At 64.1% G+C, this 25,644-nt stretch carries 25 protein-coding genes; 10 read left to right on the top strand and 15 right to left on the bottom strand.

Annotated features, from left to right (window positions below; genetic code table 11):
* Window positions 1-7: 7 nt before the first annotated feature.
* From IVB01_RS15885 to fliL, 3 genes are read right to left on the bottom strand one after another with little or no spacing between them, the layout of a single operon-like run.
* Complete coding sequence (locus IVB01_RS15885; RefSeq protein WP_247421842.1) at window positions 8-454, bottom strand: DUF6468 domain-containing protein; 447 nt, start codon at window positions 452-454, stop codon at window positions 8-10.
* Complete coding sequence (fliM, locus tag IVB01_RS15880) at window positions 451-1,653, bottom strand: flagellar motor switch protein FliM (RefSeq protein WP_247278069.1); 1,203 nt, start codon at window positions 1,651-1,653, stop codon at window positions 451-453. The genes IVB01_RS15885 and fliM overlap by 4 nt, the downstream gene beginning before the upstream one ends.
* A gap of 18 nt (window positions 1,654-1,671) precedes the next feature.
* A complete protein-coding gene (fliL, locus tag IVB01_RS15875) occupies window positions 1,672-2,172 on the bottom strand; it encodes a flagellar basal body-associated protein FliL (RefSeq protein ID WP_247278070.1) in 501 nt (166 codons plus the stop codon).
* Between the two features lie 377 nt (window positions 2,173-2,549).
* Between fliL and flgF the strand changes: the two genes are divergently transcribed.
* The 4 genes from flgF to flgH are packed head-to-tail and all read left to right on the top strand — an operon-like array spanning window position 2,550 to window position 6,026.
* On the top strand, window positions 2,550-3,311 hold the full coding sequence (gene flgF / locus IVB01_RS15870; RefSeq protein WP_247421844.1) for a flagellar basal-body rod protein FlgF: 762 nt from the start codon (window positions 2,550-2,552) through the stop codon (window positions 3,309-3,311).
* A gap of 16 nt (window positions 3,312-3,327) precedes the next feature.
* Window positions 3,328-4,116: a flagellar basal-body rod protein FlgG gene (gene flgG, locus IVB01_RS15865; protein ID WP_247278072.1), complete on the top strand. Its 789-nt coding sequence runs from the start codon at window positions 3,328-3,330 to the stop codon at window positions 4,114-4,116.
* A gap of 10 nt (window positions 4,117-4,126) precedes the next feature.
* A complete protein-coding gene (gene flgA, locus IVB01_RS15860; protein ID WP_247421847.1) occupies window positions 4,127-5,257 on the top strand; it encodes a flagellar basal body P-ring formation chaperone FlgA in 1,131 nt (376 codons plus the stop codon).
* Between the two features lie 4 nt (window positions 5,258-5,261).
* Window positions 5,262-6,026 (top strand): flagellar basal body L-ring protein FlgH, encoded by a 765-nt coding sequence (flgH, locus tag IVB01_RS15855; RefSeq protein WP_247300082.1) that lies wholly within the window; start codon window positions 5,262-5,264, stop codon window positions 6,024-6,026.
* A gap of 339 nt (window positions 6,027-6,365) precedes the next feature.
* Here flgH and IVB01_RS15850 read toward each other — a convergent pair whose 3' ends face one another.
* The 4 genes from IVB01_RS15850 to IVB01_RS15835 form a co-directional block, all read right to left on the bottom strand.
* Entirely contained in the window at window positions 6,366-7,145 is a 780-nt protein-coding gene (locus IVB01_RS15850; protein WP_247421849.1) for a fumarylacetoacetate hydrolase family protein, read from the bottom strand.
* 430 nt (window positions 7,146-7,575) lie between these two features.
* Window positions 7,576-8,385 (bottom strand): phytanoyl-CoA dioxygenase, encoded by an 810-nt coding sequence (locus IVB01_RS15845; RefSeq protein ID WP_247449109.1) that lies wholly within the window; start codon window positions 8,383-8,385, stop codon window positions 7,576-7,578.
* Between the two features lie 259 nt (window positions 8,386-8,644).
* The gene (gene dksA, locus IVB01_RS15840; RefSeq protein ID WP_085966600.1) at window positions 8,645-9,010 is read right to left on the bottom strand and encodes an RNA polymerase-binding protein DksA; all 366 of its coding nucleotides are present in this window, start codon (window positions 9,008-9,010) and stop codon (window positions 8,645-8,647) included.
* A gap of 216 nt (window positions 9,011-9,226) precedes the next feature.
* Window positions 9,227-9,838 carry an NAD(P)-dependent oxidoreductase gene (locus tag IVB01_RS15835; protein WP_247421854.1) on the bottom strand — a complete coding sequence of 204 codons (612 nt, stop codon included), beginning with the start codon at window positions 9,836-9,838 and terminating at the stop codon, window positions 9,227-9,229.
* 151 nt (window positions 9,839-9,989) lie between these two features.
* On the opposite strand from IVB01_RS15835, the gene IVB01_RS15830 reads away from it, so the two are divergent.
* Complete coding sequence (locus IVB01_RS15830; protein WP_247421857.1) at window positions 9,990-10,361, top strand: helix-turn-helix domain-containing protein; 372 nt, start codon at window positions 9,990-9,992, stop codon at window positions 10,359-10,361.
* 221 nt (window positions 10,362-10,582) lie between these two features.
* Here the strand turns inward: IVB01_RS15830 and IVB01_RS15825 are convergent, their stop codons facing one another.
* Window positions 10,583-10,996, bottom strand: a complete 414-nt coding sequence (locus IVB01_RS15825; protein WP_247421860.1) for a flagellar assembly protein FliX — start codon at window positions 10,994-10,996, stop codon at window positions 10,583-10,585.
* A gap of 286 nt (window positions 10,997-11,282) precedes the next feature.
* On the opposite strand from IVB01_RS15825, the gene IVB01_RS15820 reads away from it, so the two are divergent.
* From IVB01_RS15820 to IVB01_RS15805, 4 genes are all read left to right on the top strand, one after another.
* Complete coding sequence (locus tag IVB01_RS15820; protein WP_247278668.1) at window positions 11,283-12,407, top strand: flagellar basal body P-ring protein FlgI; 1,125 nt, start codon at window positions 11,283-11,285, stop codon at window positions 12,405-12,407.
* A complete protein-coding gene (gene flgJ / locus IVB01_RS15815) occupies window positions 12,407-12,775 on the top strand; it encodes a flagellar assembly peptidoglycan hydrolase FlgJ (RefSeq protein ID WP_247421864.1) in 369 nt (122 codons plus the stop codon). Before IVB01_RS15820 ends, flgJ begins: the two co-directional genes overlap by 1 nt.
* Before the next feature lie 11 nt (window positions 12,776-12,786).
* Window positions 12,787-13,284, top strand: a complete 498-nt coding sequence (locus IVB01_RS15810) for a hypothetical protein (protein WP_247300105.1) — start codon at window positions 12,787-12,789, stop codon at window positions 13,282-13,284.
* A 161-nt stretch (window positions 13,285-13,445) separates the two neighbouring features.
* The gene (locus IVB01_RS15805; RefSeq protein ID WP_247334423.1) at window positions 13,446-13,805 is read left to right on the top strand and encodes a hypothetical protein; all 360 of its coding nucleotides are present in this window, start codon (window positions 13,446-13,448) and stop codon (window positions 13,803-13,805) included.
* Between the two features lie 119 nt (window positions 13,806-13,924).
* On the opposite strand, the gene flaF is transcribed toward IVB01_RS15805, so the two are convergent.
* From flaF to IVB01_RS15790, 3 genes are all read right to left on the bottom strand, one after another.
* Window positions 13,925-14,293: a flagellar biosynthesis regulator FlaF gene (gene flaF, locus IVB01_RS15800; RefSeq protein ID WP_008554779.1), complete on the bottom strand. Its 369-nt coding sequence runs from the start codon at window positions 14,291-14,293 to the stop codon at window positions 13,925-13,927.
* A 288-nt stretch (window positions 14,294-14,581) separates the two neighbouring features.
* Entirely contained in the window at window positions 14,582-16,822 is a 2,241-nt protein-coding gene (locus IVB01_RS15795) for a DUF1522 domain-containing protein (RefSeq protein WP_247449110.1), read from the bottom strand.
* A 218-nt stretch (window positions 16,823-17,040) separates the two neighbouring features.
* Complete coding sequence (locus tag IVB01_RS15790) at window positions 17,041-19,287, bottom strand: DUF1522 domain-containing protein (RefSeq protein WP_247421870.1); 2,247 nt, start codon at window positions 19,285-19,287, stop codon at window positions 17,041-17,043.
* A 321-nt stretch (window positions 19,288-19,608) separates the two neighbouring features.
* Here IVB01_RS15790 and flbT point away from each other — a divergent pair, with 321 nt between their 5' ends.
* Window positions 19,609-20,049, top strand: a complete 441-nt coding sequence (gene flbT, locus IVB01_RS15785) for a flagellar biosynthesis repressor FlbT (RefSeq protein ID WP_247421873.1) — start codon at window positions 19,609-19,611, stop codon at window positions 20,047-20,049.
* 104 nt (window positions 20,050-20,153) lie between these two features.
* Here flbT and IVB01_RS15780 read toward each other — a convergent pair whose 3' ends face one another.
* The 4 genes from IVB01_RS15780 to IVB01_RS15765 form a co-directional block, all read right to left on the bottom strand.
* Window positions 20,154-21,653 carry an aspartate aminotransferase family protein gene (locus tag IVB01_RS15780; protein ID WP_247421876.1) on the bottom strand — a complete coding sequence of 500 codons (1,500 nt, stop codon included), beginning with the start codon at window positions 21,651-21,653 and terminating at the stop codon, window positions 20,154-20,156.
* Complete coding sequence (locus IVB01_RS15775) at window positions 21,650-22,873, bottom strand: hypothetical protein (protein ID WP_247421879.1); 1,224 nt, start codon at window positions 22,871-22,873, stop codon at window positions 21,650-21,652. The genes IVB01_RS15780 and IVB01_RS15775 overlap by 4 nt, the downstream gene beginning before the upstream one ends.
* 10 nt (window positions 22,874-22,883) lie before the next feature.
* The gene (locus IVB01_RS15770) at window positions 22,884-23,669 is read right to left on the bottom strand and encodes a hypothetical protein (RefSeq protein ID WP_247421882.1); all 786 of its coding nucleotides are present in this window, start codon (window positions 23,667-23,669) and stop codon (window positions 22,884-22,886) included.
* Between the two features lie 71 nt (window positions 23,670-23,740).
* Complete coding sequence (locus IVB01_RS15765; protein ID WP_247421884.1) at window positions 23,741-25,624, bottom strand: flagellar protein; 1,884 nt, start codon at window positions 25,622-25,624, stop codon at window positions 23,741-23,743.
* Window positions 25,625-25,644: the final 20 nt, after the last annotated feature.

Genomic DNA, 25,644 nt, shown 5'->3' with positions numbered 1-25,644 from the left:
CCTGACTTCATGCGGCAAGGCCGTTGGATCGCCGGCGCTCGGAGAAAGCTTCAGCCGCCGCCGCGACCGCCTTCGCCGTCGTAGGCTTGGCCGCGGGGACGGCAACCGTTTCCGGATTGGTGACGGGACGCGCGGCGGTCGCGATCTTGGACAGGCGCCGCACCACGTTGTCGGCCTCGCCGAGCTGCTTGTGGAGCTGGTCAGACATTTGCGTCGCCGCCGCGAGCTGGCTGCCGAGGTTCTCGTTAACGTCGCGCACGGCGAGCTTCAGTCCGCCGATCGCGCGCTCGGCGATTTCAGTCGCGGTGATCAGCTCGCCGATTACCGCCTTCAGCGAATGCTCGTCCGCCTTCAGCCGCGTCAGCCGCTTGTTGAGCATGACACAATAGACGATCGTCAGCATCAGCAGGATAGCCACCAGCGACTCGATCGCCATTCCCAGGGAGTGGTTCATGGGGCCTCTATCATCTTGTTCTGCTCGTCAACCTTCTCGAACATCGCAAGTGTCGTACTTGGCTTGCGCAGGGGTTTCGTCACCCGGATCGCGACCCGGTCGCCGACCCGGCCCATCCGTCCTTCGGTCAGGGTGACGCTGCCGCAGCGCACCGACACGTTGGCATCCGCGCGCATCTCGAGCGGCAGCGTGTCGCCGACCTTGAGCCGCATCAGCTGCTTGAGCGGAATGTCGGCCTCGTAGAGCACGGCGTCGACGGCGATCTCGGCCTGCACGATCTCGGTTGCGAAATGCCCCTCCCAGACCGGGTCGCGGCCGAACTTTTCGCCCATGAACATCTGGAGCAGGACGCCCCGGATCGGTTCAATGGTCGCGTAAGGCAGCAACAGCTCGATGTTGCCGCCGCGGTCTTCCATGTCGATGCGCAGGCGCACCAGGATCGCGGCGTTGGCGGGACGGCTGATCGCGGCGAATCGCGGATTGGTCTCGAGCCGGTCGATCGTGAAGGTCACTGGGGAGAGCGGCCGGAACGCCTGCTCGGCATCGGCCAGCACCACCTCGACCAGCCGCTTGACCAGCTCGGTCTCGATCGTGGTATAGGGCCGCCCCTCGATGCGGAGCTGGCTGGTGCCGCGGCGGCCGCCGAGCAGCACGTCGATCATCGAGTAGATCAGGTTGGAATCGACCGTCGCCATGCCGAAGTTTTCCCACTCCTCGGCCTTGAACACCGAGAGCACGGCCGGCAGCGGGATCGAGTTCATGTAGTCGCCGAAGCGCACCGAGGTGATGCGATCGAGCGAGACTTCGACGTTGTCGGAGGTGAAATTGCGCAAGCTCGTCGTCAACAGCCGCACCAAACGGTCGAAGACGATTTCGAGCATCGGCAGACGCTCGTAGGAGACCATCGCCGAATCGATGATCGCACGAATGCCGGAGTGGTCGTCGAGCGTGACATCGCCGACGGTGAAGCCGAGGAGATTGTCGATCTCCTCCTGCGACAGCACCCGCTCGCCGGAATTCTTGCCGCTGCCGAGATCGCGGCTGCCGTCCTCGACCATCGCCGCCCATTGCAGGGCCATGGTCTCGGAAAGTTCGTTCTCGGCGGCAGCCTTGGCGGCCTCCGCCGGATCCTCCGAATCGAGCGAGGCCTCCCATTGGGCGGCAATCGCATCCTGGTCCATCTGCTCGGTGCCGGCCATGGCGCTAGCTCATTCCCCTCACTGCACCACGACTTCCTTGAACAGCACCGCGCTGACCTGGATCGGGGCGACCGCCGCGTTGACGCGCTTGGTCAGTTCCTCCTTGAGGCGGAAGATGCCGGCGGAGCCGTTGAGGTCGGAGGGGCGAAGTTCGCGCACATAGGTCTGGAAGATGTCGGTGACGCGCGGCATCGTCGGCTTGATCGCCTCGATCTGCTTTTCTTCCTTCAGCTCCAGCACGATCTTCAACCGCAGATATTGCACGCGCTCGCCGGGCGCGCCGGCGAGGTTGACCATCATGTCGGGAACGTCGACGAAAGCCGGCGGCTTCGGCGGCGGCGCCGCCTCGGCATGGTGCTCGTCGTCGCCATGACGGAAGAAGAAGAACCACGTCGCAGCACCGCCGCCGAGGACGGCGAGCAGGCCGACGGCCATGATGATAAGCTTGAGCTTGTTCTTCGGCGGAGCGGCTTCCGCGCCGTCAGCGGCTGCGCCGCCTTCCGCTTCATTCTCTGCCATGATCGCCGCGCCCGGATCTCTCAAAGGGGTCGAAAGAGCGAAGCCTCAGACAGTGACGCGATACAAATGCCCCAGCGCGATGCGCTCCTCTTCATGGCAAACGCTACGGTAATAATGGTTAACGGAACCTTTCGATTGGGCCTCCGCTAGGAAAAATCTGCCGGGCAAACATGGCTAACAGAACCTTTCTGCCGCCCTCCCGCACCCCTCAAATTTCATCAAGTGCTTTAAATTACACGACTTTTAGAGTTGGCACGGCTTTCGCTGAGAAAGGGCCGAGACCCGACGGTTTGGGAGAACCAGACGGTCTCGTTCACGGGGTCCGCCAAGGCGCTTGGGAGAGCGAGGTGGCAGATCTCACTCAGGGGAGAATTCCGATGCAGAACGCGCTTCTGATCGGCTTGTCACGGCAGATGACGTTGGAACGGCAGATGGATGTCATCGCCAACAATGTCGCCAATGCCAATACCAACGGCTTCAAGGCCGACCATTCGCTGTTCGAGGAGTACCTCAACTCGAACGCGCGTGAGGACAATTTCCTCGGCTCCGACCGCCGGGTCTCCTATGTGCAGGACCGCGGCACCTTTCGCGACGTCGGCCAGGGGCCGATGGAGCCGACCAACAACCCGCTCGACATGGCGATCGACGGCAACGCCTATTTCGCGGTGCAGGCCAATGGCGGCGAGCGTTACACCCGCGACGGCAAGTTCTCGCTCAACAGCACCGGCCAGCTCGTCACCTCCGACGGCAACCTCGTGCTGAGCACCGCCGGCCCGATCACCTTCCAGCCGACCGACCACGACATCAACGTTGCACCCGACGGCACCGTCACCGTGCTCGAGGGCACGGCGAAGACCGACTCCATCCGCGGCAAGATCCGCATGGCCTCGTTCGACGATCCGGCCAAGCTGACCAAGCTCGGCGCCAACCTCTATGACATCGGCTCCGCCGTCCAGCAGGCCGACACCAAATCCAGCGTGCGCCAGGGCTACGTCGAGAAGTCGAACGTCAATGCGGTCGGCGAGATGAGCCGCATGGTCGAAGTCATGCGCAGCTACACCGCCATCGCCAGCCTGCTCCAGCAGCAGAGCGACCTCCACAAATCGGCGATCGAAAAGCTCGCCGACGTTCCGGCCTGATTGAAGGAGAACTGACATGCAGGCGCTTCACACCGCAGCGACCGGAATGGCGGCACAGGAACTCAACGTTCAGGTGATCTCCAACAACATCGCGAACCTCCGCACCACCGGCTTCAAGAAGCAGACCGCGGCGTTTCAGGACCTGATCTACGAGCACGTCCGCCGCGTCGGCGCGCAGTCATCCGACCAGGGCACCATCCTGCCGGTGGGCGTCGACATCGGCGGCGGCGTCAAGACCGTCGGCACGCCGCGCAGCATGACGCAAGGCACGCTGTCGCAGACCGGTAACGATCTCGACCTCGCGGTCTCGGGCGACGGCTTCTTCAAGATCCTGATGCCCGACGGCACCTACCAGTACACCCGCGACGGCACCTTCCAGATGGACAATCAGGGCCGCATTGTCACCGCACAGGGCAACCCGGTGCAGCCGACGATCACGATCCCGAACAACGCCTCGGGCCTGACCGTCAACGTCCAGGGCCAGGTCTCGGTGACCCTGCCGGGCTCGTCGACCTCGACCATCCTCGGCCAGATCGGCCTAACTCGCTTTATCAATAAGGCCGGCCTCCAGCCCGTCGGCAGCAATCAGTTCACCGAGACACCCTCCTCCGGCCCGCCGCAGGACGGCACCGCGACGGCCGAAGGTTACGGCAATATCACGCAAGGCAGCCTCGAGCAGGCCAATGTCGACGTCGTCTCGGAAATGAGCGACCTGATCGCGGCCCAGCGCGCCTACGAAATGAACGCCAAGGTGATCAGCGCCGCCGACCAGATGATGCAATCGACGACGGCGCTGTTCCGCTGAGGTGATGACCATGATCCGGACCACCCTCGCCACGATCTTCGCTCTGCTCGCGCTGGCACTGCCGGCAGCGGCGGCCGACGATTTCATCGCAGCGCCGACGCTGCGCGCGAGCGTCACCGTGACCTCGGACGTGGTGCGGGTCGGCGATCTCATCGACAACGCAGGATCTGCCGCGCTGATCCCCGTCTACCGCTCGCCCGATCTCGGCACCACCGGCGCACTGCCGGTCGCGCAGGTGTTGTCGGTGCTCCGCGCAAAACAGGTGATCGGCATCATGACCGGCGACATCAAAGAGGTCCAGGTCACCCGGCTCGCCCGCACGCTCGCCAGCAAGGACCTCGAAACCGCAGTCGCCTCCGCGCTCGAGCGCCGCTTCGGCCTCGGGGAAGCCGCCAACATCACCGTCACGTTCGACCGCGGCATCTCCGACATGCGGTTGGATGCCTCCAACACCGGCGCGCTCCAGCCGGTTGCAACCCGCTATGACGCCCGCAGCGGCCGTTTCGACGTCGCCTTCGAGATCAACAACGACAACAATCCGACGCCGACCAAGCTGCGCTTCACCGGCACCGCGATCGAGACGGTGGAAGTGGCCGTGCTGACGCGCGACATCGACCGCACCGAGCTCCTGAAATCTTCGGACGTCGCGCTGGAGCGCCGGCCGAAGGCCGAGGTCACCGGCGAGCCCGCCTCGCGCGATCGCACCGTCGGGATGCAGCTGCGCCGGCCGATGCGCGCCGGCATGCCGATCCGCGTCGCCGACATCGTCAAGCCCGACTTCGTGGTGCGCGATCAGACCGTGACCATCATCTACCAGGTGCCCGGCCTCCACCTCACCACGCGCGGCAAGGCGATCGAGAGCGGCGCCGAGGGGGACACCGTCAGCGTGCTCAATTTGCAATCCAAGCGTACGCTGACCGGAACCGTCACCGGCCGCGGCCAGGTCACCGTCCAGGGCGCCAGCCAGTCCGCACCGATGACGCCCGCGATCGAGCAGACCTCGTCGATCAAGCGTGACGACGTGCCGGCGGCCGCAGCCCTCGCCCAAAGTCTGGTCCAAGCCCCTGTGTCTCCGGCCCAGATCGCACAAGCCCAGATCGCGCAAGTTCGCGTCTCGCAAGCTCCAGCCAAGTCAGAGTAAGTTCATGTCTCCGTTCAGTTCGGCTTTCCACCTTCGTCGCATCGCGATCTCTGCCCTGCTGCTGGCGACTTGCGCCCTCGCAACCGGCTGCTCCTCGATCGACCGCCTGTCGCAGATCGGCGAGCAACCGAAATTGTCGGCGATCGACAATCCGACGACGCAGCCCGGCTACAAGCCGGTGCAGATGCCGATGCCGAAGCCGGAAGTCGCCTCCTACAATCCAAACTCGCTGTGGCGCAACGGCAGCCGCGCTTTCTTCAAGGACCAGCGCGCCCGCCAGGTCGGCGACCTCCTGACGGTGACCGTGAACATCACCGACAAGGCCAACCTCTCCAACGAGACCCAGCGCAGCCGCACCAGCAAAGAAGACTCTGGAATTACGGACTTCATCGGCAGCCAGACAGTCACGCAGCCGCTCAAGGTTCTCCCCGGACGTCTTCTCACCACTGACTCGACATCCTCGGCCGACGGCAAGGGCTCGGTCAACCGCCAGGAAGCGTTGCAGACCAACGTCGCCGCGGTGGTCACGCAAGTGCTGCCGAACGGCAACCTCGTGGTCGAGGGCAAGCAGGAAATCCGCGTCAACTACGAGATCCGCGAGCTCGTGGTCGCCGGCATCGTTCGCCCCGAAGACATCCAGAGCGACAACACCATCGATTCCAGCAAGATCGCACAGGCCCGCATCGCCTATGGCGGCCGCGGCCAGATCATGGACGTGCAACAGCCGCGCTATGGCCAGCAGGTCATGGACGTGCTGCTGCCCTTCTAAGCTTCTTTAAGAGCTCCCACATCGTGTTCGCGAACCTAGGCGCGAACGACGATGTACGACGCGGCCTCCGGTAGCTCCCCTGCCGGAGGCCGCATGTATTTTGGAGGTGGATGCTAGCGGGCTGTGAGTCAGGTCGCGCCATAGAAACGACGTCGCTGCCTCAAACACCGTCGCAATGACGAGCTTGCCGGGCGCTATCTACTCTCCCCCCCTGTCATCGTCCGCGAAGGCGGACGAACGATCCAGTACTCCAAGGCGCCCGTTGCTAAATCGATGCGGCGCGGCTTACTGGATTCGCCGCCTTCGCGCGGAATGACAGCATAGAATGCCGTAGCCCCCTCACGTAAACTCCGCCTCCACCGTCCCCAATCCGTCCAGCTCCATGCGCACCTTGTCGCCGGCCTTCAGCCAGAGCGTCTTCACCAGGCTGCCGGTGAGCACGAGCTGTCCCGCATGCAGGCTCTTGCCTTCGGCGGCGAGATGGTTGGCGAGCCAGGCGAGTGCGTTGTGGGGATGACCGAGCACGTCGGCGCCGGTGCCTTGGCTCACCTCCTCGCCGTTGACGATGGCCCCCCCCTTCACCGCGTTCAGATCCGGCACCGACGAGCGCGGAACCAGGGGCCCCAGCACGCAGCCCGCGGCGAAGAAATCGTCGGCGATCAGCGTCGGCGCCCCCATCGTCTCCCACTTCACGTAGCGATCGTCGACGATCTCGATCGCGGGATGGTAGGCGTCGACGGCCTCGCCGACCCATTCGGCCGTGAACGGCGCCTCGCCGGCGGCAAGGTCGCGCTTCAGCCGCACCGCGATCTCGCATTCGACGCCGACGCGGACATAGTTGGACGCGGCGAGCTTGGCGCCGCTGTCATGGACGCCGTTCTGGAACACGCCGCCGCCGCAAGGGTGCGGGATACCGATGTAATCCTGCATCACCTGGCTGGTGCAACCGATTTTGTAGCCGACGAGCGGCCCGACATGAGGCAGCAGGAGATCGTGCAGCGCGCGCTGGACCTGATAACCCTCGGCTTCGTCCGTGGGGGGGCGCTTCAGCGCCGCGAGCGGCGCATGGTTGCGGCGCGCCTGCGCGATCGCCTTTGCGGCTTCGAGAATCCTGTCCATCGGCGCCGCCTCCCACGCTACGCAACATTGCGGCTCAGTTCAGCATTCCCGTCCGCGCCTGACAAGCGCTGCTCGGCGCTGGGCCGAGCCGATTACGGGGGCTCCCGCCGCTTAAGAAAATATTGAGTTGGTTCGGGCCTTATGGAGCCGCGCGCCAGGCCCACTCGCCCCACGCAGCACCGAGGCTCGGATTGCAGCGATGCGTGAAGCCGCTGCGGCGGCGCATCAAGTTGCTGGTCGATCTCGTTGATGCGACTCGCAAAACCCTCCCCGCAGCTGAAGTGAATGTTGTTTCTCATGTGAACTCATGTGAGCTTGCAGGAATCGACGCTACCTCATTGATCCTGATTCATATTTCGCGATCATGAGACGGGCGCCTTGTCGTGGTGCCTGAACCAGCACCACGACAGGCCAAGCGAAGCTGCTCGCCTCAGGCGTAGCCGAGCGCGATCCGGATCGCAATTTCGACCGGCGAGTAGTCATGGTCTACACGGTCCAGCCGATAGGGCTCGGCCGGAGGAAGGTCGGGCTGTGCCATGAAGCGTGGTGTCCGTCCGCGGTGCTTTTGCGCAGCGTGCACCAGGAAAGGATGGCACAGATAGACCGTGCCCGCCTCGCCCGTCGCAAGGGCGATCTCGCAATCGGCCCCCATGTCATCCAGCACCATCCGCGCACGACCCGCCTCTCCCGCCGGCGCGAGATAGCGCGCCATCGGCATGTGCGAGCCGCTCCTGATCCGCGTCGGCGCGTCGTGCTCGCCAACATCGGAGAACAGGAACAACATCAGCAGCGCGCGGCCGCGCGAGACAATATTGGCTCGCCACGCCGAATAGTCGTGCCGCTCGTTGGGGTCGCAGTCCTCGCCGGGAAAGCTGAGGTCGATGTGCCAGCCAGCATCGCCGGGATCGTCCGGATGTGGGAAGCGCACCGCAAAGGTGCCGCCGATATCCTTGCGCGCCCGCCAACGGCCGGCGCCGACCAGCTGGTCGAACGCGCGATGCAGCACCGGCATGTTGGCGATCTCTCGAAATGGCGGACCGCCATAGCCGGACAGCCGGATCACAGGGCGCGTCCAGGTCGACGGATCGTGTTCGCTGCACGGTAGATCGCGCCACAGGATGGCTCGTGCTTGCTCGGCGAGTGCGCGGGGAAAGGCGTTGTCGATCCGGACAAAGCCCTGTTCAATGAATTCCTGGATTTGCGCAGGCTCAAGGGCAAGCGCGTCATCTCGATCGCTCATGATTATTGTCTCTCAAGCTATCGCCAGCCATCCTTGGGCCCGCGTCATGCGGAGCCTGGCCGGCTCATTTCGGTTCACTGGAGTCAGGCCAGGCGGCAGCCTGCGCGGTCGATCAGCGCTTCCGGCTGGAAGCGGGATCAGCCCAAGCGATATTGAGAGTGCGAATCATCATAGCGGCGCGATCTACGCGCCAAACCAGCGGCGTTCAAGCGACGCCCTGCCTCCAAAAACAAAGAGCCGCAACTCTGTGGCTCGGGCTCTATTCGTCGCGATAGACCTTCTCGCGCTTCTCGTGGCGCTCCTGCGCCTCCACCGAGAGCGTCGCGATGGGCCGGGCCTCGAGCCGCTTCAACGAGATCGGCTCGCCGGTTTCCTCGCAATAGCCGTAGGTGTTGTCCTCGATGCGCTGAAGCGCGGCGTCGATCTTCGCGATCAACTTGCGCTGGCGGTCGCGGGCGCGAAGTTCGATGGCACGGTCGGTTTCAGACGAAGCCCGATCGGCGAGATCGGGGTGGTTCACGTTCTCCTCCTGCAGGGCTTGCAGGGTGAGCTTGGACTCTTTGAGGATCTCATCCTTCCAGGCGAGGAGCTTCAGACGAAAGTACTCCTTCTGCCGGTCGTTCATGAAAGGCTCTTTGTCGGTCGGACGGTAGTTTTTCAACTTTTCCAAAGGGCGGCCTATCTGTCTAAGCAACGACTCGCAAACGGAACGGGGTCCGTCGAGCGGGGCGTTATATAGCGGCCTCCTGTGACAGACAATATTTCCCTGCCGCCTCGGTCGCCGCCCCCAAGCCCTTGCACAGGAAGGTTTATCCGCAAAGGCCCGGGGGCGGCTGACAGCTCAGTAGCCGACCGTGAAACGCTGCCTCGGATGGGCCGGCCGCTCGATCTCGTCGGCGAGCGCAATGGCGTAGTCGGCGAAGGTGATCCAGCTCTTTCCGTTCGCATCTGCGAGAAGCTGGTCGCTCCCGAGCCGGAACTTGCCCGTCCGCTCGCCCTCGACGAACAGCGCCGACGGCGAGATGAAGGTCCAGTTCAGGTCCTTTTCCTGCCGCAACAGGTCCAGGAAGGCCCCGCCCTTTTCCGCCTCCGCCTTGTACTGGGCGGGAAAGTTGGGAGTCGTCACCAGTTTCACGCCCGGCGCCACTTCCAGGCTGCCGGCGCCACCGACAACGAGGTAGCGGCCAACCTTGGAGTCCTTCGCAGCGCCGATCAGCCGGAGCGGGTCGCTGGCCAGGAAGTGCACGGAACTCACGGCGACGTCGTGCCCATCCCACAGCTTGGCAAGGCCGGCCTGATCGCGCACGTCGCCCCTGGTGGGCGTGACGTTCGGCAGGGCGGCGATCTTTTCGGGGTTGCGAGCAATGGCGGTGACGCTATGGCCGCGACGAGACAATTCTCTGGTGATTTCCGACCCGGCCCGGCCCGAGGCGCCGGCAACTGCGATTTTCATGGAAGGCTCCTTTGCTTCTTTAGTACCTAGTAGTAACTTGATATCGCAAAGAATGCTGGTGTTAAGAGAGCACTTCGTGCTTACCTGATAACGCTGGAGTAACCGGCGAGCATATTCGCAAAGCACTAGGATGGAATCCGAGGACTCGACGATGAAGCCAGACGTCTATGCAGCGAACTGTCCGACGCGCCAGATCCTCGATCGCGTCGGCGACAAATGGGCGGTGCTGATCCTCTTGCTGCTGCGCGAGCAGCCGATGCGTTTCAATCAGTTGCGCCGCACGATCGAAGGCATTTCACAGAAGATGCTGAGTCAGGTTCTCAAATCGCTCGAACGCGACGGCCTGATCAGGCGCCGCGCCATCGCGACGGTGCCTGTCACGGTGGAATATTCGATCACGCAGCTCGGGCTGACGCTGGCGGCGGCGGTCGATCCCCTGCGCGATTGGGCCGAGCAGAATTTGAAGGACGTGCTCGCTGCCCAGCGCCGCTACGACGCACAACAGAAGGAGGAAGCGGCGTAGGCGCTCTCGCAGGAGCGCGCTCTGCACCCCAACCTCCGCTGTCATGCCCCGGCTTGCCGCCTTCGCTAAGCTCCGGCGGGCCGAGTACTCTTGTGGCCCCGGCGTAGCGTTGGCGGAGACGGGACCGGGCCATCCAGTCCGCCGCGGCTTCTTGAATCAACAACGTCTGTCTCTGGAATACTGGATCGCCCGCCTACGCGGGCGATGACAGCCTGCCTGTCTTACGCCCGGCCGGCCTTCGCCAGTTCGACCTCCACGCGCAGCTCGATCTCCGAGAGCACGGAATCAAGTCCGGGATCGCCCGACGACGACTTCAGGTTCGCCGCCGCGTCGCGCAGCCGCATCACGGTCGAGGCGTCGAGATTGCCGGAGAGGAGCCCCATCTTGAGATCGTCAAGCACGTCGAGCGCAGTCTTGCCGCGGGCGACCGAGCGCTTGCGGCGCGCGACCGGATCTTCTTCGACGCCTTGCAGTGCGAGCAACGCATCGATGTTCCCGGCGGCTTTCGGCGCGGCAGCGCTCCGCGTCTCCTGCGCCGACGAGGTGTCGGGCAGGACAAAGGTGCCGGAACCCGTCCGCCGGGCCTGGCTGGCCGTCGTTCCAAGCGTGGTGCCGTTCGGTCCGTAGATGCGCATCGCAGCAATCCGGGTGGTCGATGCCTCACCTTCGCCGTTTTATGGTTAACGGCGCGTAAACGGCTCGGCAAAATCTGCCGACAGGCGGCAGTTTCGCTCCTCAGGGCGAACGCCGGCTGACACCGGTCGGAACAGATTTACTCAACCTATTCAGCCATCTACCCTGCTGCCCTCGCTTGGCACGGCGCTCGCAAGGAAAGCGCCGGACCAGCTCGTCATGGGAGTGTCGCAGACGGTCCTTTGATTTGAGGAGCCCTTTTTGGGGGGGACCTTTGGGGAGCAGAGGATGCCAGGCGTTCGTTGGGTGAGGATTGTTGGGGTGGCCTGTGCCGCGCTGTCGGCGCTGGCGCTCTCGGTCACGCCTGCAAGCGCGACATCGCGCATCAAGGACCTCGCCAATATCGAGGGCGTGCGGCAGAACCAGCTCATCGGCTACGGCCTCGTCGTCGGCCTCAACGGCACCGGCGACACGCTCAATAACATCCCCTTCACCAAGCAATCGCTGCAGGCGATGCTCGAGCGCATGGGCGTCAACATCCGCGGCGCCACCATCCGCACCGGCAACGTCGCCGCTGTGATGGTGACGGGCAATTTGCCGGCGTTCGCCACCCAGGGCACGCGCATGGACGTCACTGTCTCCGCGCTCGGCGACGCCAAGAACCTCCAGGGCGGCACCCTGCTCGTCACCCCCCTGCTCGGCGCCGACGGCAACGTCTATGCGGTCGCGCAGGGCTCGCTCGCGATCTCCGGCTTCCAGGCCGAGGGCGAAGCGGCGAAAATCGTGCGCGGCGTGCCGACCGTCGGGCGCATTGCCAACGGCGCCATCATCGAGCGCGAGATCGAGTTCGCGCTCAATCGCCTGCCGAACGTCCGCTTGGCGCTGCGCAACGCCGACTTCACCACCGCCAAACGCATCGCGGCCGCCGTCAACGACTATCTCGGCGTCAAGACCGCCGAGCCGATCGACCCCTCGACGGTGCAGCTGTCGATACCACCGGAGTTCAAGGGCAACGTCGTCGCCTTTCTCACCGAGATCGAGCAGCTCCAGGTCGATCCCGATCTCGCCGCCAAGATCGTCATCGACGAGCGCAGCGGGATCATCGTGATGGGCCGCGACGTCCGCGTCGCCACGGTTGCGGTGGCGCAGGGCAACCTCACCGTGACGATCTCCGAGAGTCCCCAGGTGAGCCAACCCAACCCGTTGTCGCGCGGGCGGACCGTGGTTGCGCCGCGCAGCAGCGTCACCGTCACCGAGGACGGGAAGAAACTGGCCGTCGTCAAGGACGGCGTATCGCTCCAGCAACTCGTCGACGGCCTCAATGGCCTCGGCATCGGTCCCCGCGACATGATCAGCATCCTCCAGGCGATCAAGGCCGCCGGCGCGATCGAAGCCGACATCGAGGTGATGTGATGCAGACCGGCGCAATCAACACCCCGCGCGTCGCCAACGCTTCGGCCTTCTCGGTCGAGAGCCGCAACGGCCGGCCGGATTTCGAGCTCGCGAGTGCCTTGCAAAAGGTCTCGCCGCAACAGCAGGCCAAGGCGCAGAAGACCGCCACCGATTTCGAGGCGATGTTCCTCAACAGCATGTTCTCGCAAATGACCTCCGGCCTGAAGGGCGAAGGCCCATTCGGCGACACGCCTGGAACCGGGGTGTGGCGCTCGATGCTGACGGAGCAATATTCGAAGAACTTCGCCAGTGCCGGCGGCGTCGGTGTTGCCACCGAAGTCTACCGCACCCTGATCATGCAGCAGGCGAAAACGATCCGCACGGCATAAGGTCAACCGAGATGAACCATTCCCACGCCTCACGTCAGCCGATGCAAGCGCAGCGCCCAAACCCTGTGCATGGCAGCGCCGAGGCACGTAAGATCGGCGAGAACCTGATGGATGCTATGAGCGCCCTGCTCGGACTGATCGAGCGCGAGACCGAGCTCGTCCGCGCCGGCAACGTCCGCGAGGCGATGACGCTCGAGGGCAAGAAGCAAGAGTTGTCGCGCAACTATGTTGGCGCCGTCAGCCAGCTGAAAGCGAACCAGGCCCAGCTCGCCAAATCCGCGCCCGAGTTGCTCTCGACGTTGCATCGCCACCACGATGCGTTCCGCGCCATGCTTCAGGTCAACCTCACCGTGCTCGCCACCGCACACGCGGTGTCCGAGAGCGTTGTGCGCGGCGTCAATGCCGAGATCCAGAAGCGCAACGTGCCGAACACCTATACGGCTGCGGGTCGTCGCGCGGCCCCTGGCCCGCGCCACATCACGCCGCTCGCGGTCAGCCGCTCGCTCTGAGCGCCCGCAAGAACAAGAGACAATTTTACGAAAAACCGCGCGGCGATGTCGTCGCGCGGTTAGGCACGTTTGCTTACCCGGTCTTCAGTCCTGGTGTTCCATGCTTGCGCAATGAGAGGGGTTGGGATTTGACTCAATACTAGGCAACCAGGAGGCTGCCAATGAGTACAGATTTCAGCATCCGGCCGGTGGGGATCCCGGCCCCCGTGCAGATCGTACCGACGTCCAACGCGGCGGCGAACGAGGCTGTGCAAACTGATCTTCCGGTGCGGCAGACGGTCGCCGCCAGCGATACGGGCGCGCCCGTGCGCAATGATCCGCCAAACCACGAGAACGTCTCGCGCCAGGTCGTGTTCGACCAGGCGGCCGCATCCTTCGTCTTCCAGGTCGTCAACGACAAGACCGATGCGGTGGTCAACCAGTTCCCCGACGAAGCGATGCTGCGCCGGCGGGCCTATTTCCATGCGCTGGATCTGAAGTCCGAACCCTCGCGCCCGCTCAGCACCGACCGCAGCGCCTGACGATCAAGCGTCGAGCGGCGTAACGGCAATATCGAAATAGGTCTGGCTTGCCGCATCTGTCGGCGTGACCTTGGCCCGCACTCGACAGAATGCTCGACCATGACGCAGACGGCTTGCTGTCACGGCCTTCCGGACAGACCAGCTGCGATATTGCGGTTGATCTCGATCAGCGGACGGAAGTGATCGAACTGCGGGCTCATCTGCAGCGCGGCGGTCTGGCTCAGCACGAAGACGCTGATGTTGGCGATCTTCTGCCGGACGTCGATCGGTTGCGGATTGTTGTCGCGCATCGCCTCGCTCAAGAAGATGGTCCAGAGCTTGCGGTTGAACATCAGGGCCTGCATGGTCTGCTCGCTGAGCGGATCGGCGTTGTTCACCGCATCCTGAAGCTTGTTCGCGGCCTTGAGCAGGGTTTGAGCCTCGATGTCGCGAGGAGATGCAGTGGTCGTTGCAACACGCGCGTAGGCCGAGGCAGCGGAATTCGACATCAATCACACCCTGGAGGTTACCTAGCGCGTTGAACGCGCTTAAGGATTTCTTTCCCGACCCTAGGCAGCACCGCTTAAGATTTTGCTTACGTGACGAGTGGAAGGACTCCGGATTATTACGGTCGCGGAGTCCTTCGTCACCGCAAGGCTAGATGCGCGCACGCATGCTGTAAACACGCCTCGCACGACGCGCATCAATCTCGGCTAATCCTGCCTTAGCGATCTCCATAAAAACGGCGGAGCGTGAGCCCCGCCGTGATGTTCAATTCAGTATCTTGCATCGTGAAATTAGCGGAGCAGCTGGAGCACGCTCTGCTGGGACTGGTTGGCCAGCGATAGCGCGGAGACTGCGATCGACTGCCGGGTCGACAGCGCCTGGCTGTTGGCCGCTTCCTCGTTGGTATCGGCGAGCGTCAGGTTCGACGAGCCGGTCTGGAGCACGTTGATCAGGTTCTTGGAGAAGTCCTGACGCACCTGCACGATCGAGAGGTTGGAGCCGAGAGCAGAGCCTTCCGAGCGTAACGTGCTCGAGGCCGCATTGAGGCTCGCGAGCACCCTGTTGGTGGCGCCGTTGTCGATGAAATCGACGCCGTTGACGAGATTGGACAGGCCGAGGCCCGCCGCGTTGAACACCACGCCATTGATGCCGAGCGTCGAGCTGCCGGTCTCATTGAAGATCAGCTTCAGCGTGTCGCCGTTGAGCAGGTTGACGCCGTTGAAGGAGGCGTCCTGCGACGTCGTGTCGATCTGGGCCAGGATGTTGTTGAACTGGTTGACCAGGTTCGAGCGCGCCGTCTGCGCGACCGGATCCTGGATCGGCGGCTGGGCCGTCGTAAAGGCAACCGTACCGGTGATCGTACCACCGACGACGCCGCCGGCCGCCACCGAGCCGAGCGTCGAAGACGCGTATTCGTTCACGGTGGTGATCGTGAGCACGCCGTTGGCGTCGATTGTCGCCGTGAGGTGATTCGCCTGAAGCTGCGAGTTCAGCTGATCGAGTGTCTTGACGGTGCCGTTGGTGCCGTCGCCGAAGGTGACGTTGACCGCCGTGCCGCCGTTGAAGGAGGTAAATGTCAGGGTCTTGCCCGAGATGCTGCCTACTCCCGGCGCGCGTCCCGCGGTGAAGGCCGTGCCGGTGCCGGTGGGACCGGTCAGACCGAACGAGGACAGCGCGTTGCCGGTTCCAGTGATCGACAGATCCGCCGTGGTGCCGGTGCTGAGCTTGAGAGCGCCATTCACGACCGAGGACAGCGACGAACCGCTCGCCGCAACCACGGCGCCGCTGCTGACGATGCCGGCCCCCGAAGCCAGATCGATCGCGTTCAACGAATCCTGAACGTTTCCGCCCTGGAGATACACGACGGAGTTGCCGTTGTTGTCCGTCACGATGTTGCCGATCTTGGTGGAGCCTGTCGGCGCGGCAGCAGGAGCGGCCGCATTCTTGAACGTGACCGTCTTGCCATCCACATTGAGCGTGGAGCCGTCCTGAACGAGAGTGCCGAGCGTCGCCGAAGTCGTCAGGCGCGCCTTGGTCACATTGACATTGCCGGACCCGGTCGCGGTTGTCAGACCGAGCGCCTTGAGGAAGTCGGCCTTGCCGGTGATGCTGAGGTCGGCGCCGGTACCAGTGGTGAGGGTGAGAACACCAGAGGTGATGGAGGCGTTGGCGCCGGACGAGCTCGACAGCGTCGCGGTGCCGCCCGTGATGGCAGCCTTTTGCACGCCACTTGCAAGGTCGATCGCATCCATCACGTCCTGGACGGTTGCGGCCGGAGCGGCGTTTGTTCCGAGATAGACAGTCGAGTTGCCATTGCCGTCCGTGACGACGTTGTTGTTCTTGCCGGAGCCGGCAGGAACGTTGGCCACCGCGGGCGCAGCGCCGGCCCTGAATGTGATGGTCTTGCCGTCCACGACGAGCACATCACCATCCGACGGAGCACCGTTCGTCGCGATAGTGCTCGCGCTGGGCGTGCCGAGCAGCGTCAGACCCGCAGCCAGGCTGGCCGCGGTGCCGGCACCATCAGGAGCAGCCGAGCCGACCAGCGACTGCGAGATGCCGCCGAGCGTGGTCGTGGTGGTCGCCGGTGTCGTACCGCCAGCGGTACCGTTGGTGACCACATTGCCGGTTGCCGTTGCGTATGTATAGCTCGTGGTGCCGCGCAGATCAGCCGGCGTCGCGCCAGGGATCGTGGTCGAGATGTTCGACTTGGTCGAGTAGCCGACCGTGGTCTGGAGCGCCTGGTTGGCGATCGACTTGGCGCTGTCGATCAGCTTCTGCAGCGAGGTGATGCCGGTGTTGGCGGCCTGCAACACCTGCACACCGTTGTTGATGCCGTCGAGGAGATTGCTGATATCGCTCGCCCTATTGTCCAACCCCTGTGCCGTGAAGAAGTTGGTCGGGTTGTCGAGCGCGGTGTTGACCTTTTTCCCGGTCGAAAGGCGCTGCTGCGTCGTGGACAGCAGGTCGGCCGTCGACTGCAGCGACAACAGGTTCTGGCGAACTGACGCCGAGAGAACGATGTTGGACATTGGCGAGTCTTCCTCTTGAACCGGGTACGAATCGGCCGCGCGGTCTCGAAAGCGGGCTTCTGTCCAGTTTTAGGAGGTGTCCTTTAAAGTATGGTTAACGCCGGTTTAAGCGATAGGGTTAATAGCGGGTGAACGCCCCTGCCCGCCTCCGGACGCAAAAAAGAGCGGCGGGAAAATAGCCCCGCCGCTCGATTTTATCCAGTTAGTTCAGTCGCTTATTAGCGGAGCAGCTGGAGCACGCTCTGCTGCGAGGTGTTGGCCAGCGACAGCGCGGAGACCGCGATCGACTGCCGGGTCGACAGTGCCTGGCTGTTCGCTGCCTCGACGTTAGTGTCGGCCAGCGTCAGGTTGGACGAGCCGGTCTGCAGCACGTTGATCAGGTTCTTGTTGAAGTCCTGACGGATCTGCACCACCGACAGGTTTGAGCCGAGCGCCGAGGCCTCCGAGCGCAGCGTGCTGGACGCGGCATTCAGATTGGTCAGCACCCGGTTGGTGGCAGCGTTGTCGATGAAGTCGACACCGACTGTCAGCGCGGCGAGACCCAAACCCTTCGAGTTGTAGGTCACGCCGGTGATGTTCAGGCTCGACTTGCCGGTTTCGTCGAACACCAGCTTGAGCTGGTCGCCATTCAAGAGGTTGACGCCGTTGAAAGAGGAGTCGACGGAGGTGGTGTCGATCTGGTTCAGGATGTTGTTGTACTGCGACACCAGATTTGCGCGAGCCGACTGAGCCACCACGTCCTGGACCGGTGGGGAGGCGGTCGTGAACGTCAGCGTGCCGGTGATCGTACCGCCGATCGCGCCGCCAGCCGTCGCTGAACCAATCGTCGACGACGCGTAGTCGTTGGATGCCGTGATAGTGAGTTGACCGTTGGCATCGATCGTCGCGGCCAGGTTGTTGGCCTGAAGCGCGGTGTTGAGTTGATCGAGGGTCTTGACCGTTCCGTTGGTGCCGTCGCCGAAGGTGACGTTGACCGCCGTACCGCCGTTGAAGGAGCTGAAGGTCAAGGTCTTGCCGGCGATGCCGCCGATGCCGGAGGTACGGGCCGCGGTAAAGGCCGAAGCCGTACCGGTGTTGCCGGCGAGACCGAACACCGACAGGGCATTGCCGGTGCCGGTGATCGACAGGTCGGCATTGACGCCAGTCGAGATCTTGAGCTGGCCGGAGGTGTTGATCGACGAAGCCGTCTGACCCGAGGCGGTCGCAAGCGTACCGCCGCCGCTGCCGTTGAGCGTGAAGGTCTGCACGCCCGTGGCGAAGTCGATCGCCTTCAGCACGTCGGCGATCGTCGAGCTCTGCAGGTAGACCGTCGAGTTGCCGTTGCCATCGGTGACGACGTTACCCGACACGCCCTGGGTGGAGGCCAGCGAAGCCGCCGTCGGCGTCGGACCGTCCTTGAAGGTGATGACATGGCCATCGACGTTCAGGGTCGAACCCGACGAGATGAACGACGACAGGGTCGCCGAGCTCGTGGTACGGGCCGCCGTCGCAGTGACGCTGCCGGCGCCGGTCGCGCTGGTCAGGCCGAGCTTGTTGAGGATGTCGGCCTTGCCCGTTACGCTGAGGTCAGAACCGATCGTGCTCTTCAGGACGAGCGCACCGCCGCCGCTGACGGACGAGATCGTCTGGCCGCTGTTGACCGTCAGGGTCCCGGCAACGTTGCTCTGCACCCCGCTGGCGAGGTCGATGGCAGTCAGGACGTCGCCTACCGCAGCCTTCGTGCCCGAACCGAGATAGATCGTCACGTTACCGCTGGTGTTGTCCGTGTAGACGTTACCGGTCGTGATACCGGTGGCAGCGACCCGGGTCTGACCGGTCGGGGCGGTCGTGGGCACGTCGCCGGCGGCAAAGGTGATGGTCTTGCCGTTGACGGTGAACGTGTCGCCCGCGGCAACGCCGGCGTTGGCGTCGCCAGCGGTCGCTGTGCCGTTCAGCAGGCTCGCACCAGTGGTCGCAGCGTTGATGACGGTTCCCGTATTCGTGCCCTGAACGCCACCGAGCTTGGTACCGGACGCAGCAGCGGTTACACCGCCGGCCGCACCGCTGTAGAGCACGTTGCTCAGCGCATCCGCGCTGGTGTAGCTGGTCGTGCCACGCAGATCCGAAGCTGTCGCACCGGCGATCGTGGTGGAGACGTTGGACTTGGTGGAATAGCCGACGGTGGTCTGAAGCGCCTGGTTGGCGATCGACTTGGCGCTGTCGATCAGCTTCTGCAGCGAGGTGATGCCGGTGTTGGCAGCCTGCAGCACCTGCACGCCGTTGGCGATGCCGTCGAGCAGATTGTTGATGTCGCTGGCGCGGTTGTCGAGCGACTGTGCCGTGAAGAAGTTGGTGGGATTGTCCAGAGCCGAGTTGACGCTCTTGCCGGTCGACAGACGGTTCTGGGTGGTGGCGAGAAGATCGGCGGTGGACTGGAGAGAGAGCAGGTTCTGACGAACCGATGCGGAGAGGACGATACCGGACATGACACTGTTACCTTTCTGGTAAACGACGCTACTGTTACGCGTCAGCTTGGATCGAGATCGACCCAGCGACCGGCGGACCGTGGCGCCGAGACCTCTAACGAAACATGAAATGAAATCCGTGCTTTTGCCGGGCCGTGCGTGATTCGGGCGTGGAAGTTGCGCACATCGCCGCACCGCCACAACAGATACAACATTGATAATGTTGCACTTTCCCGCGCATACGCCGGCGATTTACAGCTCGTTAACTAATTCCGGGCGAGAATCACGCCCTGATGAGCCGCAACGAACGCTCGGTTACAAAAGCGTTGATGGAGAACAGGCATGGCCCTCAAGGTCGAGCTCAGACCGCACGAACGCATCATCGTCGGTAACTGCGTGATTACCAACACCGACCAGCGCGCCCGCCTCCTGATCGACGGCGACAACGTGCCGATCCTGCGCGAGCGCGACATCCTCACGCCGGAGACGGCAAACACGCCCGCCAAGCTGGTCTATCTGGCGGTCCAGCTCATGTACATCTCGCCGGATCCGCAGACCCAGCACGGCACCTATTTCAATCTGGTGCGCGACATCGTCACCGCGGTGCCGAGCGCCTGGCCGATCATCGAAGGCATCAACAACAACATCCTCAACGGCGACCTCTACCGGGCGCTGAAAGACGCTCGCAAGCTGATCGCTTATGAGGAGAAGCTGCGGGATCAGTTCGAAGCCACGCATCCGAAGGCCGAAGCGGACAAGGACAACGTCAGCACCGCCGCGTGACCACACGCGTTCGCGCTGCACGCCGCGCGAACGATCAAGCCGCGCGAACGACAACGGCCCCGGATCACCTCCGGGGCCGTTGTCGTCTCAGGCATGCATCGCTGCTAGAGCGCCGCGAGCGGCGGCGCCTCGACCTCAACCACTCCGTCGCCGCTCCGGCGTCCACCGAACTCCAGCACGGCCGCGACCAGCGCGTCGATGTCCCTCTCGTCGGTGCGGTGATTGACGATCGCGGCACGGATCGCAAACCTGCCGTCCAGCGTGGTGCTCGACGGTGCCGCGACGCCCGACTCCTGGATGTCGGCGACGATCTCGCGATTGACCGCATCATCGGCGCGATAGCGGAAGCAGACGATGTTGAGATTGACCGGCGCCAGCAATTCCAGCCGCGGCTCGGCCAGAATGCGCGCCTCCAGATATTTTGCAAGCGCGCAGCTTCGCGCGATCGCCGCACCGAGCCGATCGGTGCCGAACGTCTTCAGAGTGAACCAGGTCTTCAGCGCACGGAAGCCGCGCGACAGATCAGGTCCGAGATCGCAAGGCCAGACCGCACCCGCCGCAAGTCCCCTCGCCTCCCGGCGCAGATAGGCCGCGGGCTGCGCAAACGCCTGCCGATGCTGCTCGCCGTCGCGCACCAGCAGGAAGCCGGCGTCATAAGGCACTTGTCCCCATTTGTGGAAGTCGAGCGCAATGGAATCCGCGAGCTCGATGCCGCCAAGCAGCGGTGCGAGCTCGGGCGACATGATCGCGAGCGCTCCGAAAGCGCCGTCGACGTGAAACCAGATCCCTTCCTCGCGGCACAGCTCCGCGACGGCCTTGAGATCGTCGATCGCGCCGACGTCGACCGTGCCGGCCGATGCGACCACCAGGAACGGCTTGAATCCCACCTCGCGATCAACAGCGATCTGCGCGCGCAGCGCGGCAACATCGATGCGATGATCGGCATCGACACCGATCTTGCGTAGCGCGTCCGTGCCGAGCCCGGCAATATCCATCGCCCGCGAGATGCAGCCATGTGCGGCGTGCGACGTATAGGCCGTGAGCAGCGCGCCATCATTGCCGATACCGTGCTGGCGTGCCAGCGCGCCGAGCGCGTTCGTACGTGCCACTAGCACGGCCATCAGATTGGCCATCGACGTGCCCGTGACGAAGATGCCGCTCGCGTCGTCCGGAAACGCGAACAGGCGGCGCATCCACGCAATGATCTGGCGCTCGACCTCGATCGGCATGTGGTCGCGTCCGCCAAGATTGGCATTGAGGCCGGCTGCGAGCATCTCCGCGAGCATGCCGACCGCTGTGCCGCCGCCATGGACCCAGCCCATGAAGCCCGGATGGACGTTGCCGGTCGCATAGGGCTCGACATGCTCGACAAACTCGCGATAGACATCGGCGAGGCGGCTCGCCTGGCGCGGCACGTCGGCCTTGAACGCCGCGCGGACCTCGTCGGGGATCGGCTGCCAGACTGGACGCGCCCGGATGTTGGCGATGCCGTCGATCGCCTCGTCCAGCATGCGATGGGCCAGCGCGCGAAACTCGCTCCAGTCCTGCGGATCGAGCGAGGTGTGGGTGACCGAGCCGGGCGTGTTGCGGATGATCTCATTCATGCTGCGCTCTCCTTGCCCGCGCGCGCATGCCGCGACAGCATCGCCGTGAACGCCGCAAATATCTTGCGCATCTGCGGCGGCTTGTACGGAAACACGACCGGGGAATCCATGTTGTGCACGACAGCGGTGTTGTCGGCTTCGAAGACCAGGAGCTCACGGTCCTGGTTCTCGGCGCAATCGACGATGAAATAGTCGAGCCCGACGCGTCTGCTCATCTCCTCGAGCGCGCTCCTGTGGCGCACCGCGAAGGTGTGGTCGAAGCCGAGCATGAAGACGGCCTCCTCGGCCCGCTTCTCCTCGCTGAATGCCATGTAGGCGTTGAGATACCAGATGTCCCAGCGATCGGCGATCGCCATGTGGCAAGCGTAAGGCTTGCCGTCGACCATGGCGAGGCGATATTTGCGATAGAGCCCGTCGGGACTGACATAGTCGACGAAGCGTGCGACGAAGAAGTCCTCATCCTTCCGTTCGGCAAGATAGGCCGAGAGCGCTGCCGCATCAGCGACCTTCGCGAGCCCGACGCCGGCATGCGAGCCGCGCGGTCGCGCGATCATCGGAAAGTGCAATTCTTCCGCGATGGAATCGCAGGCGATCCGCCCCAGCGCGAGCTCCGACAATTGCGCGCGCGTGGCGTGGACGGTCGCCGGAATGTCAAGGCCGGGCACACCCGTCAGCAGCCGGTACAGCTTGTCGCGATCGAGGTTGCCGATGAGATCGGGGCGATTGAGCAGCGGCCGCGGCCAGTGTGGCGCGGCCTTCTCGATCAGCGCGAGCGCGTCCCGGCATTCCTCGGAGTCGGACGCAACCACGATGGAGACGTCGTGCTCGGGCAAGTTCTCCGGCAGACCGACGCCCTTGACCACGTAGAGGGTCAACAGCTCGATGTCGGACCCTTCGAGTAGGAAGTCGATCGGCGTGTTGCCGCCCATGTCGATGTCGGCTGCAAGCGCGAGTACGCGCAAGCCCGGCTTCGGGGCAGCGCTGGGCGTACGAAATAACTGATGGAAGGTCAGCACCTCCGACTGGATCGCAAGCCCCGCCTCCTTGTCGCCAAGGAGCTGGACGATCAGCGACAGATCCAGGCCTTCGCCCGCCTGTGCCGTCCCCTCTCTGATCCGGGCCACGAGCTGGTCGCGCAACGGCTGCAAATCGACGCCTTCGAAAGCCTGGCGCGTCAGCTGCGCAAAGCCGATGCGGTCGGCGTACGCGCCGGCGCTCATCCCGAAAGGCTCACGCCGCATCGGCCGCCGCCGCTGCGGGCGCCGGCGCGAATTGCGAGGCGATATCGCCGTGGAACACCGACGGTCCGACGTGATCGAGCGAACTCTGGATGTCGGCCCAGATCTCGCCGCCGATGTCGGTCCAGCGCTTGCAGAAGGCGAAGTCCTCGGAAAGATACGTTCCGGTCGCTGGATCGATCATGCATTCGAACAGCGCGAACCGGTTGCGGCTCGCCGCCAGCGTATCCTGCGAATGCTCGCGGAAGAATTGCAAGTTGGCGTAGTCGGGGTGGCGGCACATCGCTTCCAGCACGTGGCGCCGGATCATCAGGAAGCCGGTGCCGGCATAGCGCACGCGGGTGAAGCCGTTGACGACCACGATGCGCTCGGGATCCTCGATCTCCAGCACGTAATCGAGCGCGGCCGCCGGCACGTCAGCGCGGCCGGCCTCAATCGCACGCTTCGCCTTGTCCCAGTTGACCCGCTTGATCGGATAGCAGCCGGCGACGACGTCGGCGCCGCATTCGATCAGCCGGAACACCTGCTCCGGCTTGAAGCCGATGTCGGCATCGATGAACAGGAAATGCGTCACCTTGGGATCGTCCAGGAACAGTGCGACCAGATTGGCCCGCGCGCGCGTGATCAGCGCGTCGCCGTCGCGCAAGTGCACCTTGAGCTCGAGATTGGACATGCCGTGCACGGCGCGCTGGAGCGCGAAGATCGAGCTCGCATAGATGCTCGACACCTGCCCGCCGAAGCATGGTGTCGCCACCACCAGTTGTATCTTGTCCGGCATCCCCAGCTCCGCCCCGCTCCAGTCCTCACCAAGAGGTAAAGAGGCATGGTTAACGGCGCCTTAACGCGTCCTTACAGGAACTTGACGAGCGAGAGCTGCGCCAGGCTCGAGGTCACCTGGTAGGACGCCTGGAGCGCATTCTGCAGCGCCAGGATCTCGCTCGCGACCTGGTCCGGCGAGGCCGATTCCGCTTGGTCGATGATGGTCTGGAGCTGCGCCTTGGCCTGGGTCTGGCGCGTGGACGCATCCTTCATCGTGTTCTGGGCCATCGCGATGTCGGTCTGGATGTCCTCGATGCGCTGCTGCCCGGGCTGCTGGGTCAGCGCCTGCGTCACCCGCAGGCTCAGCGCGGAAACCTGCCCGCCCGAATATTGGCCGGTCGGCGAGGTCGAGAAGGTCCCGAACACCGCGATCGCCTGCAATTGCCGGCGGATCGCATCCTCATTCGCCTGGGCGCCATATTGCACCGTCACGGCATCGTCGACCCGCGCCATCGCGGTCGAGCGCGGCGAACCCGGCCCGTCATTGCCCAAGTACCATTTCACTGTATTGGCCGAGCCGTTCACCAGCGTGGTTGCCGAACTCGCCGGCGACGAGCCGACGCGCAGTGGCGGTTGCGTGGCGGTCACGGGCGTCGAACTGAAACCGAGCGAACTCAGCGCGCCCGTATTCGAGCTCGTGATGCTGAGGCTCGCCGCATCGTCCGTGTTGATCGTGATCGAGCCGCCATGGACGGTCGAGGGCTTCGACGTCCCCGTGATCTGGTCAATCCTGCTCAAGAGGGTCTGGATGCTATCGGTGACGTTGAGCTGGTTGCCGGACGCGCCGGAAGCGACGAAGGTCAGCGTGGTGCCGTTGATGGTGATGGTGTCGCCGGCGACGAAGCCCGGCGAGATCGAGTCCGAGGGGCTCGCGCCGGACAGTGCCGTCGCGCCGGAGACAGGGGCCGGCGGCGTCGCCTGGTTGTTGACGGGCGCGCCGATTGCAGAGCTCGCGCTGTTGAAGAAGTTGTCGCCGGCGACGACCGCGGATGCCGCCACCAGCGAGGTGTTGGCGAGCTTGGTGATCGCGGTGTTCAGCGCCGTGTTGAGGTTCGCGGCCGTGTTGTTCGGGTTGACGGGGACGCTCGCATCGATCGCGAAGCTGCCGAGCGGGGTCGGCGTCGCCGTCGAGGCGGTCAGGTCGATCTGCTCGATCGTGCCGTCCGGCAGCGTGAACTGGACGCTCAGCTTGTCGCCGTTGTTCGGGTTGACGCCGTTGAGATCGACCGAGAACGACACCGGCGAGCCGCTCGGGCCGGTGACGGTCGCACCGGTCAACGTCGAGGAGACCGACTTGATCTTGAGCCCGAACGGTGACCCGGCGGCGTCTTCCGCGACTTGCACCGAGCTCAGCGTCGGCTGCGTCTGCACCAGACGGCCCATGCCGTTGGCGCCGAGGTCGGCGGCTTGGCGCTCCGCCATGACGGTCTTGAACCCCGCCTGCGTCGTGGTGCCGTTGATGATGTCGCCGGCATCGGCGACCGATTGGGTGTTGACGGCCGTTCCGGAGAACAGATAGCGGCTGCCGGTCTGCGTGTTGAGAACGCCGACCATCGAGCCGAACTGGGCGGCCGCGGTGTTCTGCGCGACCGTCTGGCCGTTGACGTTGAGATCCTGCGCGGTAGAGGCCGAGCCCGTCTGCACCGTGCTGCGGATCTTCGTCAGCGACTGCAGGGCGGTATTGGCGAGGTTGATGCTGACATTGACGTTGGTGATCGTGTCGGTATAGGCGGCGATGTTGGAGAGCTGCGCGCGCCCGGCGATCGCAAAACCCTCGTTGGTGCCCATGCCGGAATAGTTCTGCGACAGCTTGCCGGTCGAAAGCTGCGTCGACAGATCGGTGAGCTGCTGATTGATGTTGCGGATCTGCGAGCCCAGAACCGACGACGAGTAGTTGATGCTGCTGATCGACATGTTTCAGAGCCCTGTTACTT

The organism is Bradyrhizobium sp. 164 (genome assembly GCF_023073715.1).
Lineage (GTDB): Bacteria > Pseudomonadota > Alphaproteobacteria > Rhizobiales > Xanthobacteraceae > Bradyrhizobium.
This window is presented reverse-complemented; position numbering and strand designations above follow the sequence as displayed.

What these genes read in the sequence shown, in the direction of transcription:
- IVB01_RS15885 (WP_247421842.1), bottom strand. Translation starts at nt 454, where the DNA reads ATGAACCACTCCCTGGGAATGGCGATCGAGTCGCTGGTGGCTATCCTG.
- fliM (WP_247278069.1), bottom strand. Translation starts at nt 1,653, where the DNA reads ATGGCCGGCACCGAGCAGATGGACCAGGATGCGATTGCCGCCCAATGG.
- fliL (WP_247278070.1), bottom strand. Translation starts at nt 2,172, where the DNA reads ATGGCAGAGAATGAAGCGGAAGGCGGCGCAGCCGCTGACGGCGCGGAA.
- flgF (WP_247421844.1), top strand. Translation starts at nt 2,550, where the DNA reads ATGCAGAACGCGCTTCTGATCGGCTTGTCACGGCAGATGACGTTGGAA.
- flgG (WP_247278072.1), top strand. Translation starts at nt 3,328, where the DNA reads ATGCAGGCGCTTCACACCGCAGCGACCGGAATGGCGGCACAGGAACTC.
- flgA (WP_247421847.1), top strand. Translation starts at nt 4,127, where the DNA reads ATGATCCGGACCACCCTCGCCACGATCTTCGCTCTGCTCGCGCTGGCA.
- flgH (WP_247300082.1), top strand. Translation starts at nt 5,262, where the DNA reads ATGTCTCCGTTCAGTTCGGCTTTCCACCTTCGTCGCATCGCGATCTCT.
- IVB01_RS15850 (WP_247421849.1), bottom strand. Translation starts at nt 7,145, where the DNA reads ATGGACAGGATTCTCGAAGCCGCAAAGGCGATCGCGCAGGCGCGCCGC.
- IVB01_RS15845 (WP_247449109.1), bottom strand. Translation starts at nt 8,385, where the DNA reads ATGAGCGATCGAGATGACGCGCTTGCCCTTGAGCCTGCGCAAATCCAG.
- dksA (WP_085966600.1), bottom strand. Translation starts at nt 9,010, where the DNA reads ATGAACGACCGGCAGAAGGAGTACTTTCGTCTGAAGCTCCTCGCCTGG.
- IVB01_RS15835 (WP_247421854.1), bottom strand. Translation starts at nt 9,838, where the DNA reads ATGAAAATCGCAGTTGCCGGCGCCTCGGGCCGGGCCGGGTCGGAAATC.
- IVB01_RS15830 (WP_247421857.1), top strand. Translation starts at nt 9,990, where the DNA reads ATGAAGCCAGACGTCTATGCAGCGAACTGTCCGACGCGCCAGATCCTC.
- IVB01_RS15825 (WP_247421860.1), bottom strand. Translation starts at nt 10,996, where the DNA reads ATGCGCATCTACGGACCGAACGGCACCACGCTTGGAACGACGGCCAGC.
- IVB01_RS15820 (WP_247278668.1), top strand. Translation starts at nt 11,283, where the DNA reads ATGCCAGGCGTTCGTTGGGTGAGGATTGTTGGGGTGGCCTGTGCCGCG.
- flgJ (WP_247421864.1), top strand. Translation starts at nt 12,407, where the DNA reads ATGCAGACCGGCGCAATCAACACCCCGCGCGTCGCCAACGCTTCGGCC.
- IVB01_RS15810 (WP_247300105.1), top strand. Translation starts at nt 12,787, where the DNA reads ATGAACCATTCCCACGCCTCACGTCAGCCGATGCAAGCGCAGCGCCCA.
- IVB01_RS15805 (WP_247334423.1), top strand. Translation starts at nt 13,446, where the DNA reads ATGAGTACAGATTTCAGCATCCGGCCGGTGGGGATCCCGGCCCCCGTG.
- flaF (WP_008554779.1), bottom strand. Translation starts at nt 14,293, where the DNA reads ATGTCGAATTCCGCTGCCTCGGCCTACGCGCGTGTTGCAACGACCACT.
- IVB01_RS15795 (WP_247449110.1), bottom strand. Translation starts at nt 16,822, where the DNA reads ATGTCCAACATCGTTCTCTCGGCGTCAGTTCGCCAGAACCTGTTGTCG.
- IVB01_RS15790 (WP_247421870.1), bottom strand. Translation starts at nt 19,287, where the DNA reads ATGTCCGGTATCGTCCTCTCCGCATCGGTTCGTCAGAACCTGCTCTCT.
- flbT (WP_247421873.1), top strand. Translation starts at nt 19,609, where the DNA reads ATGGCCCTCAAGGTCGAGCTCAGACCGCACGAACGCATCATCGTCGGT.
- IVB01_RS15780 (WP_247421876.1), bottom strand. Translation starts at nt 21,653, where the DNA reads ATGAATGAGATCATCCGCAACACGCCCGGCTCGGTCACCCACACCTCG.
- IVB01_RS15775 (WP_247421879.1), bottom strand. Translation starts at nt 22,873, where the DNA reads ATGAGCGCCGGCGCGTACGCCGACCGCATCGGCTTTGCGCAGCTGACG.
- IVB01_RS15770 (WP_247421882.1), bottom strand. Translation starts at nt 23,669, where the DNA reads ATGCCGGACAAGATACAACTGGTGGTGGCGACACCATGCTTCGGCGGG.
- IVB01_RS15765 (WP_247421884.1), bottom strand. Translation starts at nt 25,624, where the DNA reads ATGTCGATCAGCAGCATCAACTACTCGTCGTCGGTTCTGGGCTCGCAG.